General features: G+C 66.3%; 15 protein-coding genes. 1 reads left to right on the top strand and 14 read right to left on the bottom strand.

Going from position 1 to position 16,251, the window contains the following annotated elements; all coding sequences use genetic code 11:
• Position 1 precedes the first annotated feature (1 nt).
• Complete coding sequence (locus GXN78_RS32130; protein WP_106554491.1) at positions 2-997, bottom strand: tripartite tricarboxylate transporter substrate binding protein; 996 nt, start codon at positions 995-997, stop codon at positions 2-4.
• A gap of 154 nt (positions 998-1,151) precedes the next feature.
• Between GXN78_RS32130 and GXN78_RS32135 the strand changes: the two genes are divergently transcribed.
• A complete protein-coding gene (locus GXN78_RS32135) occupies positions 1,152-2,126 on the top strand; it encodes a LysR family transcriptional regulator (RefSeq protein WP_164256039.1) in 975 nt (324 codons plus the stop codon).
• A gap of 56 nt (positions 2,127-2,182) precedes the next feature.
• Here GXN78_RS32135 and GXN78_RS32140 read toward each other — a convergent pair whose 3' ends face one another.
• The 13 genes from GXN78_RS32140 to GXN78_RS32200 form a co-directional block, all read right to left on the bottom strand.
• Positions 2,183-3,235 carry an asparaginase gene (locus tag GXN78_RS32140; RefSeq protein WP_106554489.1) on the bottom strand — a complete coding sequence of 351 codons (1,053 nt, stop codon included), beginning with the start codon at positions 3,233-3,235 and terminating at the stop codon, positions 2,183-2,185.
• A gap of 50 nt (positions 3,236-3,285) precedes the next feature.
• The gene (locus GXN78_RS32145) at positions 3,286-4,566 is read right to left on the bottom strand and encodes a TRAP transporter large permease subunit (protein ID WP_106554488.1); all 1,281 of its coding nucleotides are present in this window, start codon (positions 4,564-4,566) and stop codon (positions 3,286-3,288) included.
• Positions 4,563-5,147 carry a TRAP transporter small permease gene (locus GXN78_RS32150; RefSeq protein WP_106554487.1) on the bottom strand — a complete coding sequence of 195 codons (585 nt, stop codon included), beginning with the start codon at positions 5,145-5,147 and terminating at the stop codon, positions 4,563-4,565. The genes GXN78_RS32145 and GXN78_RS32150 overlap by 4 nt, the downstream gene beginning before the upstream one ends.
• Positions 5,148-5,184: 37 nt before the next feature.
• A complete protein-coding gene (locus GXN78_RS32155; RefSeq protein WP_106554486.1) occupies positions 5,185-6,210 on the bottom strand; it encodes a TRAP transporter substrate-binding protein in 1,026 nt (341 codons plus the stop codon).
• A 19-nt stretch (positions 6,211-6,229) separates the two neighbouring features.
• Positions 6,230-7,624 (bottom strand): amidase, encoded by a 1,395-nt coding sequence (locus tag GXN78_RS32160; protein ID WP_106554485.1) that lies wholly within the window; start codon positions 7,622-7,624, stop codon positions 6,230-6,232.
• Positions 7,625-7,627: 3 nt separating this feature from the next.
• A complete protein-coding gene (locus tag GXN78_RS32165; protein WP_106554484.1) occupies positions 7,628-8,383 on the bottom strand; it encodes a hypothetical protein in 756 nt (251 codons plus the stop codon).
• Between the two features lie 118 nt (positions 8,384-8,501).
• Positions 8,502-9,416: a LysR family transcriptional regulator gene (locus GXN78_RS32170; RefSeq protein WP_106554483.1), complete on the bottom strand. Its 915-nt coding sequence runs from the start codon at positions 9,414-9,416 to the stop codon at positions 8,502-8,504.
• A gap of 99 nt (positions 9,417-9,515) precedes the next feature.
• Positions 9,516-10,007, bottom strand: a complete 492-nt coding sequence (locus tag GXN78_RS32175; RefSeq protein ID WP_181360477.1) for a heme-degrading domain-containing protein — start codon at positions 10,005-10,007, stop codon at positions 9,516-9,518.
• A gap of 11 nt (positions 10,008-10,018) precedes the next feature.
• Positions 10,019-11,188 (bottom strand): dihydrodipicolinate synthase family protein, encoded by a 1,170-nt coding sequence (locus tag GXN78_RS32180; protein ID WP_106554481.1) that lies wholly within the window; start codon positions 11,186-11,188, stop codon positions 10,019-10,021.
• A gap of 28 nt (positions 11,189-11,216) precedes the next feature.
• Positions 11,217-12,827: a GMC family oxidoreductase N-terminal domain-containing protein gene (locus GXN78_RS32185; RefSeq protein WP_106554480.1), complete on the bottom strand. Its 1,611-nt coding sequence runs from the start codon at positions 12,825-12,827 to the stop codon at positions 11,217-11,219.
• Positions 12,828-12,829: 2 nt separating this feature from the next.
• Positions 12,830-13,603, bottom strand: coding sequence for a 3-ketoacyl-ACP reductase (locus tag GXN78_RS32190; protein ID WP_106554479.1), 774 nt, complete (start codon positions 13,601-13,603; stop codon positions 12,830-12,832).
• Entirely contained in the window at positions 13,600-15,120 is a 1,521-nt protein-coding gene (locus tag GXN78_RS32195) for a GMC family oxidoreductase (protein WP_106554478.1), read from the bottom strand. Before GXN78_RS32195 ends, GXN78_RS32190 begins: the two co-directional genes overlap by 4 nt.
• Positions 15,121-15,125: 5 nt before the next feature.
• Positions 15,126-16,247, bottom strand: a complete 1,122-nt coding sequence (locus tag GXN78_RS32200; protein ID WP_106554477.1) for an ABC transporter ATP-binding protein — start codon at positions 16,245-16,247, stop codon at positions 15,126-15,128.
• Positions 16,248-16,251 lie beyond the last annotated feature (4 nt).

A 16,251-nucleotide genomic window follows, 5' to 3' on the forward strand; every position in this document is an offset into this window, starting at 1 on the left:
GTCATTCCGCCCGGATGTTGCGCTCGCTGATCAGCGACTGGAACTTGGCTCGCTCGCCGGCAAGGAAGCGGGTGAAGGCGGCCTGGTCGAGCACGGTCGGCTGCATGCCGAAGTCGGCGATCCGTTGGCGGATCGACTCCGTGCCGAAGATGGCGGCAAGGTGCGCGTGGACGCTTGTGGCGATGCCCTTGTCGACGCCCGCCGGCGCAAAGAGTCCGAACCACACGGTGAAGTTCATGTTCGCGAGTGCGGGCAGCTCGCTCATGGCCGACACGCCCGGCAGAAGGCTGCTGCGTGCAGCCGCGGTCACACCGAGCGCCTTGACTTTGCCCGAGCGTATGAAAGGCAAGGCCGAGCCGAGGGGGACCATCGCCAGATCGAGCTGATTGCCGGCGACGTCGGTCATGATCTGCGTGCTGACCGAATAGGGCACATGTGCGATCTCAGCCTTCGCCTGCTGGTTGAACATCTCCCCGGCAAGATGAAGCGAGGTGCCGACGCCGGAGGTGCCATAGCTGTAGCTGCGAGGCTGTACGCGCAACAAGGCCATCAGGTCGTCGAGCGTGTTGGCCGCGAACTCGGGTTTGGCGACCAGCACCAGCGGGGACGATGCCATCAGCGCGACCGGCGTGAAGTCCTTCAGCCCGTCGTACCGGACGGTGGCCGGCCTGACCATCTGCGCGATGAGCATCGTGCTCTCGACACCCAGCACGAACGTATGGCCGTCCGGCTTGGCACGGGCCACGCGCTCGGTGCCCAGGACCCCGCCGGCACCGTTGACGTTGTCGACAATGACGGTGTTGTTCAGCCGCGTGCCGAGCTCGTTCGCGACGGCACGCGCGAAGACGTCGGGAAGCGATCCGGCCGCGTAGGGCACGATGATTGTGATGGGCCGCGACGGCCAGCCGGCCTGTGCGCTCGCTGCCAGCGGCAGCATCAAAATGAGCAGGCTCAGAAAGATCCTTCCTGCCTGGTCGATGACGATTCTCGGAGACATGGGCGTCCTGTGTTTGATGGTCACGGACGAGTCTAGGTCGCGTATCTGAAGGCGCAATCCATCCCGCTGTTATGCGCCCATAGCGCCAAAGCGATAAACCTTTGGGTGGAGGCAAACAGAAGCTGCTGCGTATTCCCTCAAAATGATGAGGCCGATGAAATCCATCCCCCCGCCCGCAAGCGAGACGTCCGGCGCTCGACCGGAAGCCGTCCAGCGTCTCAATGTCAGCCTGCTCGCCTCGTTGCGGGCCTTGCTGACCGTGCAGAGCGTTTCGAGCGCTGCCGCACGGCTTGGCGTTGTGCAGCCTGCCATGAGCCGGCATCTCGCGATGCTGCGCGAACTGACGGGCGACCAGCTGCTGGTCCGAAGCGGCAGCAAGATGATCCTGACGCCACGCGCCGAGGCATTGAAGCCCGTCGTCGAGCGCGTTCTTGCCGACATGGTGCTGATATGCGATGGCGGCGCCGACTTCGCGCCCGCGGAGGCGAGCCGCAACTTTAGGCTGGCGACTTACGACTTTCTCCCGACCGGCTTCTTCTCCGACCTGGTGCGCAGGATCACGTCGCAGTCACCACAATCGACGCTCGAAATACAGACAATCGGCGACCGCGCCGATTTCGTGCAGCGGCTGTGCGAAGGCCAGATCGATGCAGCCATCACGAGCCGCATGGACATTCCCGGCGTGTTGCGCGCGGTCCATCTGCTGACCGAGCCCCTCGCCTGCATCGTGAGGCGCGGTCATCGGCTGCTGCAGCGGCCGACCTTGCAGAACTACCTCGCCGCCGAGCATGTTTCATCCCTGGAGCAGGCGCCAGGGGCCGGCGCGGCGATAGACGCCTTGCTCGCCGAGGCCGGCCTTCGCCTGAGGATCACCGTGAGGACCCAGTACCTGGGCCTGATCCCGTCGATGCTGGCCGAAACCGACCTGGTATTCACGACCGGCAGCACGCTGGCCACGGCGATGGCTGCACGCTTCGATCTTCGGACGTTCGCGGTTCCGACGCCGGTTCGGCCGGTCAGCTGCTATCTGGTGTGGCATGAGCGGACGCAGCAGGATCGCGCGGCGGTGTGGCTGCGCGAGCAGATCGGGGTCTCGGCCAGCGGAATTCGGCTGGCCGAGGTTCATTGACGTCGTCCCCGCCCGGGGTGCCGGGAGTCTGGCAGATGAGCCGAAGCCCGATTTCGCTAGCGATCGAATGCCGCTTGAAGTTCAGCCTTGCCGCCGGTGCCGCGTTGCAGCAAGAGCATGAGAAGCAGGCGCGCCTTCTGAGGGCTCAGATCGCCGGCCATCACCGCACCGGCCTCGTAGCTGGTCTTGCCGCCGCCAACGAAACCATAGAGCGGCATCGTGCGCCCGTTGGGCACGCGTGTCGCGACGACCACCGGAACGTTCTTCGAAAGGGCGTACTTGACCGCCTCGAACATGGAGACGTTCATGTTGCCCATGCCGAGCGCCTGCACCACGATGCCCTTGGCACCCTGGTCGACGGCATAGCGCAGCAGCGATCCGTCGGCACCGCCGAACATGGCCAGGATCTCTACGCGCGGCATCTCCGCGGTGCCGATCTCGATCCGCTGGCGGCGCAGCGGTGCGCGAGCGAAGATGACCTTGTCGTCCCACACCTCGCCGAGAAGGCCGAAATCGCCGGACTTGAAGGTCTCGACGTTACCGGTATGGGTCTTGGTGACGCTGCGCGCCGCGTTGATCTGATTGTTCATCGCCAGCATCACCCCCTTGCCGCGGGCTTCCGGCGTGGTGGCTATGCGGATGGCATTGAGCAGGTTGCGCGGACCGTCGAAGTCGGGTGACGAGGCATTGCGCTGCGCGCCGATCAGGATCACCGGCTTGTCGGACTTGACGGTCAGGTCCAGCCAGTAGGCCGTTTCCTCCATCGTGTCGGTGCCGTGCGCGATGACGACGCCGGCGACCTCGGGACGCGCGAGTGCGTCATCGACGGCGTTGGTCAGACGCGTCCACCATTTCGCCTCGACGTAGTTGGCCGACATGTTCGAGAAGTTGTTGACTTCGATGGTTGCGTACTTGCCGGCATCCGGGACCGTCTGCATCAGGTCATCGCCCGAGATCGCAGGCACGACGCCTCGGGTGACAGGGTCGATCTTCATGGCGATGGTTCCGCCCGTGGCAATGAACTGCACCACGGGCCGCGTCTGCGCCGACGCAGCCATCGCCAAAAGGCAAATCGTCAAGGAGGCAAGAATTCTTTGCAAGGTCTTCATGGTTGATCTCGTCGATGTGTAGTTGTGGGAATTGGCGAGTGTGCGTCGCGCTAGCCGCCGAACCATCTGGCGGGCACGGTGACGAGCGAGGGAAACAAGACCATCAGGAGCATCACCAGCAGCTCGGCCAGCATGAAGGGCCACACGCCCTTCGTGACCTCGTCGATCTTCATGCGGCCAACGCCGGCCACGACATTGAGCACGGTGCCCACCGGCGGCGTGATGAGCCCGATCGAGTTGTTGATGATGAACAGCACACCGAAGTACACCGGGTCGATCCCGGCGGCCTTGATCACCGGCATCAGCACCGGTGTCAGGATCAGGATCGTCGGGGTCATGTCCATCGCGGTGCCGACGACCATCACGAGCACCATGATGGCGATCAGCAGCAGTGTCGGGTTGCCCATGAAAGGCTCGAGCAGGCCGATCACCTTGCTCGGCAGGTCGGCCACCGTGACGAGCCACGCCGACACCATCGCTGCGGCGATGAGCAGCATGATCACCGAGGTGGTCTTGGCAGCGGTGACGAAGATGGCGTAGAGCTGATTGAGCTTCAGCTCGCGATAGACGACGGTGGCGACAAACAGCGCGTAGACGGCGGCGACGACGGCGGCTTCGGTCGGCGTGAACACCCCCAGGCGCAGGCCGACGAGGATGATCACCGGCAGCATCAGCGCCCAGGTCGAAGCACGCAACGCGTGCAGTACTTCGGCGCGCGACTTGCGCGGCGGCACGTCGATCTTCTCGCGCCTGCCGAGCCACCACCAGGTGAACCACAGCGACGCACCGATCAACAAGCCGGGGAAGATGCCGGCCAGGAACAGCTTGGTGATCGACACGTTGGCCGCAACGCCGAAGATGACGAAGCCGATGCTCGGCGGGATGATCGGGCCGATGATCCCGGAGGCCGCGATGAGACCACCCGCCCGCGCCTTGTCGTGCCCGGCTTTCACCATCATCGGTAACAGCAACGCAGTCAGCGCGGCGGCATCGGCGACCGCCGAACCGGACAACGCGGACAGCAGAACTGCGGCCATGATCGCCACATAGCCAAGACCCCCTTTCACATGGCCGATCAACGCGAGCGCGAGGTCGACGATTCGCCGCGACAGTCCGCCGACATTCATGATCTCGCCGGCCAGCATGAAGAAGGGCACCGCCAGCAGCGGAAAGCTGTCGGCGCCGTTGATCACGTTCTGGGCCAGGATCTGCGAGTCGAACAGGTCAAGGTGCCACATCAGCGCCACGCCGGTGGCAAGGAGGGCGAAGGCGATCGGAATGCCAAGCGCCATCGTGCCGAGCAGCGCCCCGATGAAGATGCCGACTGTCATGGCCGACCCCCATGGGCGATCGGGCGAGCCGCGTCCTCTCGCGCCAGTTCGGCCTGCAGCGTTTCGAGTTCTCCTTGCTCTTCGGATTCCTTGACCATCACAAGCTCGTCCTCGCTCAGTTGGCCGGAGAGCACTCGCCAGAGATCAAGTGCGATCAGCACCGCGGCCGACACGGCGAAGACGATGCCTGACGCATAGAAGATGGCGACGGGCATGCCGGTGACCGGTGCGGCCACTTCCCAATTGATCGTTGCCTGCTCGAGGCTGCCCTTGAACAGCAGCCACGCGATGAAGAGCATCAGCAACTGTCCAATGACGAGGCACACCTTCTTGCCGGCGACGGGCAGGCGCGAGACAAGCATGTCGGTGCCCAGGTGGGCATGCTCCTTCAGCGCGACGATCGCGCCGAGGAATGTGAGCCAGACGAACAGCCAGCGCGAGACTTCCTCGGACACCGTGATGCCGGAGTTGAAGCCATAGCGCAGCACCACGTTGCCGAAGACCAGGACGACCATGATCGCCAGGAAGAGAGCGATCACGCCGTTCAGCAGCCGACAGTACACCTCGATCAGACGCGTCACGATCTCTCTCCCCTGGCGGGGTTGAGGGGTGACTCGATTACTTGGCACTGCGCGCCTTGCCGAGTTCGGAGAACAACTCCTGTGCGAGCGCCGGATCGATCTGCTTCACGTATTTCTCCGTCACGGGCTTGAGCTTCTCGCGAAGCCTCTCGCGCTCTTGCGCGGGGAATTCCGTCAAGGTCATGCCTTTGCTCTTCAGGAACTCGGCAGCCTTGGCATTGACTTCCCGATTGGCCTGGCGCTGGTAGGGCTGAGCTTCCTTGGCCGCATCGATCAGGAGTTTGCGTTCGTCCTCTGAAAGCTGGTCCCAGATCTTCTTGCTGAACAGCAGCACGATCGGATTGAAGGTGTGCTTGGTGTCCGAGCCGTACTTCTGGATCTCGTAGTACTTCGAAGCTTCGACCAGCGAGTACGGATTCTCCTGGCCGTCCACGGCCTTCTGCTCGAGCGCCGTGTAGACCTCGGGCAGCGGCAACGGCGACGAATTGGCACCGAGCGAGTTGAACATCTCGATCATCACCGGGATCTGCATCACGCGCAGCTTGAGACCCTGCAGGTCCTCCATCTTCGCCACCGGCCGCCGGCTGTTCGTGACGTTGCGAAAACCATGTTCGAAGTACGTCAGACCGATCAGGCCCTTCTCAGGCAGCTTGTCCAGCAGCTTCCGGCCGACGGGACCGTCGAGCACGAAGTCGGCCTCCTTTTCGTTGTTGAAGAGGAAGGGAAGGTCGAACAGCGAGAAGTCCTTGATGGCCACGGAGAGCGATCCGGGCACGACCATCGTCAGCTCCACCGTGCCGCCCTGCAGCGAGGAAATGATGGCCGCATCGCCGCCGAGCACGCCCGCGGGAAAGAGCTTGACCTTCATCTTGCCGCCGCTCTTTTTCTCGAGGAGCTCGGCGAAGCGCTGCGCACCCATCCCTTGCGGATGTTCCTTCTGGTTGACGAACGCGAGCTTGAAGTTGCGCTCCTTGATGTTCTGCGCGTGTCCGGCGCCCGCCATTGCGAACGATACAGCCAGGGTGCAGAGCGCAGCCAGGATGCGCTTGGAGGATGTCGTCATTGAATTTCTCCTTTGAAAATCAGTGGATGGGCCGCATGCCAGCGAGAGGCCAACGAGGCCCGAGCGCGCGCTCGATGGCCGCTCCAACCGCCAACACGTAGCGATCCGCCCCGGTCGGACCGCAGACCATGAACCCGACTGGCGCAGCCCCGTGTTCGTGGCAGGGGAGCGTCAGCGCGCAGCCATCGAGGAAGTTGACGACGCCGGCGTTGCGAAGCAGGCGCATGTTCCAGCGCACGTAGTCGTCGTCGCTGCGTCCAGCTTCCTCGATCGTCGGCGCGATACAGGCCACGGTCGGCATCACGACGGCGTCGAACGGGGCGGCCGCGGCAGCGAACTGGCCGATGGCCGTCGCTCGAAGGCGAATGAGTTCGATGTGATCGGCTGCGCCGATGTGGGCGCCGAGGGCTATGCGCTGGCCAACCCGTGGATCGTAGAGGTCCAGCCGGTCCAGGTTCTTACGGTGCACGACGTAGGCTTCCGCGCCGGCGATGCCGCCGCCTTCGAAGAAGGATTGCTGCGCGTCGAACGGTTGCACCGTCGCGGTCGTGAGGCATGCGCCCGCTTGAGACAGCGCAGACAGCGCGTTGCCGAAGGCGCGGGCGACGTCGTCGTCGAGCTCGTCCATCAGGCCTCCCTGAGGGACGAGCAGGCGAAGGCCGCGGACCTCCAGCGGCACGAGCGGGGAGGGCCTGCTTCCGGCGAGAATCGCGTCGTACGTCGCGCAGCAGGTGACGGAATTGGCCAGCGGCCCGACGGAGTCGAGCGTCCACGACAGGGGGAAGGCGCCGTCCCTGGGCACCCGCCGCGCTGTGGGCTTGAAGCCGACCACGCCACACAGCGCCGCCGGGATCCGCACCGACCCGCGCGTGTCCGAGCCGAGCGACATGACGCTCATGCCGTCGGCTTGAGCCACGGCAGCGCCGCAGGAGGACCCGCCGGGCACGCGGCCCGTGCTGCGGTCCCATGGATTGAGCGGCGTCCCGGTGTGCGGATTCAGCCCCACGCCGCCGAAGGCGAACTCCACCATGTTGGTGCGCCCGACGACGATGGCGCCGGCAGCACGCAGTCGCGCGACGGCTGCGGCATCCTGCTGGGCGGGCGGCGCGTCGGCCAGCAGCGCCGAACCCGCACGCGTGACCTGCCCAGCGACATCGAAGAGGTCCTTGACCGACACCGGCAGGCCTTCGACCGGCGAGCGCACGATACCGCGGTCGCGCATGGCATCCGACGCGTCGGCCATCAGGCGCGCGGCGTCGGCATCGACCTGCGTGAAGGCGCGCGGCCCTTCGCCGGAGGAGTCCGTGATGCGCGCCAGAACCTCCTCGACGAGTTGACGCGAGGTGGTTCTTCCTTCCGACAGGGCGGCTGCCAAGTGCTCTGCCGTTGCCATTGGGGGCCTTGGTCGCGTCATGGCTTAGGCATGCACGAGTTCGCGCGCCACGCGACGCAGATCCATCTCGTACTCGAGGTCGACGATCGGCGGGCGCGTGAACTGCCAGGTGACGCCTCCGCGGGCCGTGCCCCGTTGCACGAGCTCCTGCCACATCAGCGGTCCGATGTCGTGCACGGTGTAGGCCTGCGTCGCGATCGCGTCTTGCCAGGAGAAGCCCAGGGCCTCGAGCCGGCGCGTCATCTCCGCCACGACATAGCGCACTTTCTCGCGCAGGCCGTTCGGGCTGGTGTCGCCCAGGCGCACGATGACGTCGCGGTAGTTCGCATGGCCTTCAGGTGCCTCGCCGCCGCCGGCGACCACGAAGCTCGGCAACGTATCGCCGTCGTCCGGCACGGTGTAGGAGAAAGCATGGAACACAGGCGTCGGCGGCGGCTCGTGCACGGGGCAGACATTGGTGCGGGCCACCGGATTCGTTTCGCCTTCGACCAGGCCCCAGCGTTCGAGCGTCTGCACATAGTGGCGATTGAACTCGACGAAGCCGTCCTCGGAGAACGGCGCCGGCGATCGCAGTTCGCAGCCGCACAGGGCAGCGAGAGGCCGGCCGCGCGCCGTCAAGTGGGCGGCGATGGCATCGAAGCCGTCCGTCAGCGCCGGCGGGCGGTGGAAGCGCACCCGCTCGATCGCGAAGCCGGGTTGCGCGGCGACACCGGCGGAGTACTGGAACACCGCCTTGACGTATCGGTAGCCGCCGGGTTGAAAGTCAACAACTTGGGTCATGAATGAGTGCCTCCGTTCCGCGCAACTCTAGTCAGCTTGCCTCCCGCGAAGAAGGCTCATTTCGGCACGAAGGAGTTGCCGAAATGCGAACACCGGCGTGAACATCCGGGTGGACCGACTAGCCGCGCCCGGCGGTCGCGCCGTAGCGCGTCATGCCGGCCTTGAACGTCTCCAGCAGCTTGCGCGCCGCCGGGGACGGCTGGCGCGACGGCATCGTGATCAGGCTGATGCTCGTCTGGGCCAGGTCGCGCTCCTGCAGCGGCACGGCGCAGAGCTCGCCGTTGGCGATCTCGCGCAGCGCGGCATAGCGCGGCAGGAAGGTCAGCAGCTCGGAGTTGCGCACCACGCCCTTGGCCATCTCCAAGGTGTTGGTCTCGATGGTGCGGTGAAGCGGCGTCTTGGTCTTGAGTGCGATGCCGTCGATCAGCGAGCGGATCTGGAATGTGTGGTCGGGCAGCGCCACGCGCTGATCCGCAAGCGCCTTGAACGAGATGCTGCGCCGCGAGGCGAGCGGATGGCCGACGGCGACGATGACGCACAGCGGCTGGTCCAGCCGGGCATGCACCCGAAACGGATTGCGCGCCGGCAGGCCGAATGCCAGCGCCAGGTCGAGCTCGCCGTCACGCAGCAGCTCGAGCACTGCGCGCGAGCCGACGACCGACACGGCCACATTGACACCCGGATAGCGCTTGTTGAAGCTTGCGAGGTAGCGCGAGAGGAAGTAGGTCACCATGCCTTCGACGCTTCCGACCTTGACCTGCCCCGCCTGCAGCCCGGTGATCTGCTGCAGCGACTCCCGCATCGTCTCGAAATCGGCGCTGGAGCGTTCGGAGTAGGCGAGCACGAGTTCACCCGCGGCGGTCAGCTTCAGGCGCCCCGCCCGGCGGTCGAAAAGCGTGGTTTGCAGTGTCGTTTCGAGGTTCCCGATCTGGCGGCTGATCGCGCTCGGCGCGATCGACAGGTGCTCCGCCGCGCGACGGATCGAGCCGTTGAGGGCGACTTCGCGGAAGTAGGCCAGGGCGAGGGGAAGCATGCTGTGCGCCTTCTAGGCGACGAATGTCAGGATGGGAGCATTCTGCCAACCGATCGCGGCGCGGAAGCGAAGCCGCGAACAGCTCGGGCAATGCGCCGTTCAATCCAGCGCGACTTCCCGCAGCGGAATGCCGCACAGTTCGGCCAGCACCGTGACGACGATGGCATGGTCTTCGCGTTGGGGCGCGCCGGAGATGGTCACTGCACCGACGGCGCCGATGCCGTCCACCCGGATCGGAAACCCACCCCCGTGAGTGGCATAGTCGCGCAGCGGCAACCCCATCTTCTGCTCCAGCGAGAGCCCTTCCAGCTCAAGAGCGCGCCCCACAGCATAGGAGCTGCTTTGCGCCAACTCGACGGTGTTACGCTTGCGCCGAACCCAGTCGGCGTTTTCCGGGCTCGTGCCCTGCATCGCGTAGAAGAAGACCGTTTCGCGCATCAGCCGCACCTCGATGGCCAAGGCGAGGCTGCGCGACTCGCACAAGGCCTTGATCCGTATCCCCAGTTCCCATGCCGCGGCGTTGTCGAAGCGGGCGAAGCACAGGCGCCGCTCCTGCTCGGCCATCCGCTCGATGTCCTGTTCGGTGCCCATGGACATCTGTCTCAGGCGTCGATGCCGCATGCCACCGACAGGTAGCGCTTCATGCGCAGCACCGCGAGTTCCGGATCGGCCAGGACACCGCAGGCGTCGGCCAGCTCGAACACCTTCGCGAAGTGCGCCACGCCGCGCGCCGACTGCAGTCCTGCTGCCATCGAGAAGTGATCCTGGTGTCCATTGAGCCAAGCCAGGAACACGACGCCCGCCTTGTAGTGGCGCGTCGGTGCGCGGAAGATCTCGCGCGACAGCGCCACTGTCGGGTATAGCAGTTCGCGAAAGCGCTCCGTGCGTCCCGCCGCAAGTTCGCCGAGCGCCGCAGCGGCCACCGGCGCGATCGGATCGAAGATGCCCAACAGTCCGTGCGAATAGCCGTTCTCGTCGCCGGCCATCAACTCGGCATAGTTGAAGTCGTCGCCCGTGTACATCTTGACGCCCGCCGGCAGGCGACGCCGCAGCTCGAGTTCCCACCGGGCGTCGAGCAGCGAGACCTTGATGCCTTCGACCTTGCCGGCGTGGTCCGCGATCAGGTGGGCCACGGTGTCGAGCGCCTTCGCGAGGTCGGTCGAGCCCCAGTAGCCGCGCAGCGCCGGGTCGAACATCTCGCCGAGCCAGTGCAGCACCACCGGCTTCGAGGTGTCGCGCAGCAGCCGGCCGTACAGCGCCAGATAGTCGTCGGGCCCCTTCGCGGCCTTCGCGAGCGCGCGGCTGGCCATCAGGATCACGCGCCCGCCCTCGGCCTCGACGACGCCGAGCTGCTCGCGGTACGCGGCTTCGATCTGTGCCAGCGTCACCTCGGGTCCTGCCGCCAACTGGTCGGTGCCCACGCCGCAGGCCAGGTCGCCGCCCACCGTGCGGGCATGGCGCAGGCTGCGCTGTATCAGCTCGCGCGCCACCGGCCAATCCACGCCCATGCCCCGCTGTGCGGTGTCCATGGCTTCGGCAACCTTGAAGCCCAGCTTGTACAGATGCTCGCGAAAGGCCAGCGTGGCTTGCCAGTCGACGACCGGTGAAGCATCCCACGGATCGGCGGTGGCGAACGGATCGATCACCACGTGGGCGGCGGCGTACACGGTGCGGTTGAACGGCACGGGCTGCTGCGCTTGCGGGCGAATCGGCTGGGCCTTCAACGCCAGGGTCTTCAGGCTGCCGTCGGCTTGGGGGAGGCGGATCTGCATGGTGTTCTCCAGTCGGTTGGCGGCTGTCTCAAGGGATCAGTCCGAGGATGTGGTCGGCCGCCTTCTCGGCGACCATGATGGTGGGTGCATTGGTGTTGCACGAGGGAACGAAGGGCATCACCGAGGCGTCGACGACGCGCAGGCCGTCGAGGCCGATCAGGCGCAGGTCGGGCGTCACGACGCTGTCCGGGTCGCTCGCCGGGCCCATGCGACAGGTGCCGACCGGATGGTGGTCGGTCTTGGCGTTGGCGCAGGCGTAGTCGAACAGCTCGGCGTCGGTGTTCAGCCTCGGGCCGGGCAGCACCTCGTTCTGCACGTAGCGCTTCAGCGCCGGCTGGCTCATGATCTCGCGCGCCAGGCGCAGTCCCTTGATGGCCATCTCGCGGTCGTGCGGGTCGGACCAGTAGTTCGGGTCGAGCAGCGGTGCCGCCGCCGGGTCGCGACCGGCCAGGCGCACGCTGCCGCGTGACTTTGGCCGCAGGTAGGCGGTGTTCAGGGTCACGCCGGCGTTGCGCAGCTTGGCCATGCCGGCCTCGATGCCCGAGCCGAGGCCAAGGTGGAACTGGATGTCGGGCGAGCGCGCCCCGTTCGCGCGATCGGCGTACCAGAAGCCGCCGGTCTCGAACAGGCTGGACGCCACCGGGCCCTTCTTCAACAGCAGGTACTGGATGCCGGCCCAGGCGGCATGATGCGGCTTGTTGTACTTGTCGTAGGTGTGGTCGCCGGTGCACTCGGCGATCACGAACAGGTCCAGGTGATCCTGCAGGTTCGAGCCGACGCCGGCGAGGTCGTGCACGACGTCGACGCCGACCGAACGCAGGTGCCCGGCCGGCCCGATGCCCGACTGCATCAGCAGCTTCGGCGAGCCGATCGCACCCGACGACACGATCACCTCGCGGCTGGCACGCACGGCGCTCGGCGTGCGGCTGCCTCCGCTGACGAGCTCCACGCCGACGGCCCGGCCGCCCTCGATCATCACGCGCAGCGCTTGCGACTGCAGCTTGATGGTCAGGTTGGGCCGCCCCCGCACCGGATCGATAAATCCGATCGATGCCGACGAACGGCGTGCGTTCAGCTGGGTGAGCTGGTAGTAGCCCAGACCTTCCTGCTGGGCACCGTTGAAGTCGGCGTTGAACGGAATGCCCAGCTCCTGCCCGGCCTGGAAGAAGGCCTCGCAGATCGGCAGCGGGCTGATCGGGTTCGACACGCCGAGCGGGCCGCCATAGGCGTGGTATTCGTTGGCGAAGCGCTGGTTGTTCTCGGAGCGCTTGAAGTACGGCAGCACGTCGCGGTACGACCAGCCGTTCGCGCCCGCCGCGCTGGCCCACTCGTCGTAGTCGGCCGGCACGCCGCGTGTGTAGAGCTGGGCGTTGATCGAGGAGCCGCCTCCGATCACCTTGGCCTGGGTGAAGCGCAGCACGCGGTTCTTCAGGTGCTTCTGCGGCACGGTCTGCCAACCCCACGAGCCGATGCCCTTGGTCATCTTCGCGAAGCCTGCCGGCCAATGGAACAACGGGTGCCAGTCGGAGCCGCCGGCCTCGAGCAACAGCACCTTGACCGACGGGTCGGCGCTGAGGCGGTTGGCCAGCACGCAGCCGGCCGAGCCGCCGCCGGTGATGATGTAGTCGTAGGTGTCCATGGTCAAAGGCGTGGGATCGACAGCGCACCGTCGACGTTGATCACCGAGCCGGTCGCGAACGCGAGGCGGCCACCGGCCAGCGCCGAGACGACGCGTGCCACGTCTTCGGGGTAGCCCCAGCGTCCCATCGGCACCAGGCCGTCGGCGATGAGCTGGTCGTATTTGCCGGCCACGCCTTCGGTCATCGGGGTCCGGATCACGCCGGGGCGGACATCGAAGACCGCGATGCCCAGCGGTGCCAGCCGCAGCGCGAACAACTTGCTCAGCATGCCCAGACCGGCTTTCGACAGGCAGTATTCGCCGCGTTCGATCGACGCCAGGCTGGCGCTGACGGAAGACACCGTGACGATCGCGCGCGGGCCCGATGCCGGCGTCGCCGCCATCTGCCGTGCGACCGCCTGCGTGAAGAAGAAGGTGCCGCGCAGGTTGGTGTCGAGCACCTTGTCGTACGCCTCGGGCGTGACGTCGAGGAGGTCGCCGCGACGTGGCGACCCGATGCCGGCGTTGTTCACCAGGCACGCGATGCCGCCGCCCCAGGCCATGACCGCATCGAGCACGCGGGCGTGGTCCGCGAGGTCGGACAGGTCGCTGCGCAATCCGAGCGCGCGGGCACCGGCGTTCCTGATCGCAGCGAGGGCTTCGCCATCGTCGTCCATCGCGGTGATCGCCACGTCGAAGCCATCGTGCGCCAGCTCGGTGGCAATGCCAGCGCCGATGCCGCGGCTGCCGCCGGTCACGAGGGCGACCGGTCGGGGGAGGGTCGAAGAGGGGCTCACGACAAGATCTCCTTCATGTTCGTTCTCAGGTGCCGGCCGACCCGCAACGCTTGCGCCGCAACCGTCAGCGCCGGGTTCACCGCTGCCGACGAGGGGAAGAAGCCTGCGTCGACCACATAGAGGTTGTCGTGATCCCAGGCCTTGCAGAGCGGGTCGAGCGCCGAGGTGACGGGGTCGTCACCGAAGCGCACGGTGCCGCACTGGTGCGAGACCACTTCGGTGCCGAAGCTCTTGGCGAGCACGATCGGGTAGCCGGTGGCACGCAGCACCTGGCGGCACTTGTCCACCCAGCGTTGATGCGCCGCGAGATTCGTCCGATGCCAGTGCAGATTGATCGCGCCGTCGGATCGCACGCTGATGCGGCTTTCGGGATGCGGCAGGTCCTCGCTCTGGGCGTACCAGTCGACGCTGTGCTGGGCCAGCAGGCTGCGCACGACCTTCGGCACCGAAGGCAGCGGCCCGCGCAGCATCGGCTCACGGATCTTGCCGAGCAGCTGCAGGCTGCCGAGCGGGGTGTCGCCGGCGCGTTCGCCGAAGTAGAAGTCGTGCACTGCGAGCGTCTTGGGAAAGCGCGTCGGATTGCGCTTGAAAGGGTGCACCGCCATCAGGGCCGTGGTGTTGTGGGTCATGTAGTGGCGCCCGACCACGTCGCTGCTGTTGGCCAGGCCGCGCGGATGGCGGGCATTGGCCGAACGCAGCAACAGCGCAGCGGAGTTGATTGCACCTGCGCTGAGCACGAACAGGCTCGCGGTGATGCGGCGCCGGACACCGCCCTCGACCACCTCCGCCGCGACGATGCGCCGGCCCCTTTCGTCGGTGATCAGGCGCTCGACCTGGGCACCGGCGCGCAACTCGACATTGGGATGCGCCAGTGCCGGACGGATCAGCCGGATCTCGGCATCGCCCTTGGCGTCGATCTTGCACGGCAGCGCATCGCAGTTCGCACAGCGCTGGCAACGGCCACCGGGGCCGAAGTCGATCGCGCTCGGCATCGGGAAGGGCTTCAAACCCTGGGCACGCAGCCGCGCTTCGATCTTCGCGAGCAGCGGTTCATGCGGCACCGGCGGATGGCTGTAGGGCGTGCTGTGCGGCGGGTCGGTCGGGTCGATCCCGCATTCACCGTGCACCTCGAACAGGCGTTCGGCTTCGCCGTACCATGGCTCGAGCTCGGCATACCGGATGGGCCAGGCCGGCGACACGCCTTCGTCGTGCACGAGTTCCTCGAAGTCGCGCTCGCGGAACCGGAACATCGCCGTGCCGTAGAACTTGGTGTGGCCGCCGACGAAATAGAACATGCCGGGGCGGAACGGCCGCCCGTCGGCGAACCAGGTCTCCGTCGTCCGGTAGCGCTGGTCGCAGAACACGGCCTCGAGATCCCAGTTCTGCGCCTCGCGCGGCAACTGCGGGCCGCGTTCGAGAACGAGCACCTTCGCATCGCTGCCGGCGAGCTGCAGCGCAACCGCGCCGCCGCCCACGCCGGAGCCGATGATGACGATGTCGTAGTCCTTGGCCTTCATGACGCTCACGCGATCAGCGACTCCGTCTTCGGATCGAAGCACGCCAGCTTGCTCAGGTCGATCAGGAAGCGCGCGTTCTGGCCTGGCGTCAAGGCCAGGTCGGGATCCAGGCGCACCGTGAACTCATGGCCGCCGAGGTCGAGCACGACCAGCGTGTCGGCGCCAGTGGGCTCGATGACTTCGATGCGCGCATCGACAAAGCGCTGCATCGGGCCGGCAACCATGCCTTCGGTGGCCAGTGTCACCGCCTCGGCGCGGATGCCGGCAATCAGCTCTTCGCCGCTGTAGCGCGCCAGCGCGGGCGACACGGATTCACGCGGCAGCTCGATGTGGACGGCTGCGGCGCTGCCTTGCTGCATCGTGAGCACGAGGCCGTCGCCATGAGCCGCGATGCGCGCTTTCACGAGGTTCATGCGCGGCGAGCCCATGAAGCTCGCCACGAAGGTGTTGGCGGGGCGGTTGTAGACCTCGTGGGGCGTGCCGAGTTGCTGCAACACGCCGCCCTTCATCACCGCGATGCGGGTGGCCAGGGTCATGGCCTCGATCTGGTCGTGCGTCACGTAGACGATCGTGGCCTTCAGCCGCTGATGCAGCTTCTTGATCTCGGTGCGCATGTCCACGCGCAGTTGCGCATCCAGGTTGGACAGCGGTTCGTCGAACAGGTAGAGCTGCGGTTCGCGCGCCAGGGCGCGGCCGATGGCGACGCGCTGGCGCTGGCCGCCCGAGAGCTGCCGCGGCTTGCGTTCGAGCAGGTGCTCGATCTGCAGCAGCTTGGAGACCGATTTCACGCGCTCGGCGCGCTTGGACTTCTCGACCTTGCGCATCTCGAGCGGGAACTCGATGTTCTTCGCCACCGTCATGTTCGGATACAAGGCGTAGGACTGAAACACCATCGAGATGTTGCGTTCGGCGGGCGCCACGGTCGTGATGTCTCGGCCTTCGAGCGTCAGCGAGCCGCCGCTCGGCTCTTCGAGCCCGGCGATGATGTTCATCAGCGTGCTCTTGCCGCAGCCCGACGGGCCCACCAGCACGAGGAACTCGCCGTCCTTCAGGCCGATGGAGATGTCGTGCAGGATCTTGACCGGACCGAAGCTCTTCTGCACGTTGACGAGGTCGAGGGATGCCATGAAT

The organism is Variovorax sp. WS11 (assembly GCF_010499245.1).
Lineage (GTDB): Bacteria > Pseudomonadota > Gammaproteobacteria > Burkholderiales > Burkholderiaceae_C > Variovorax.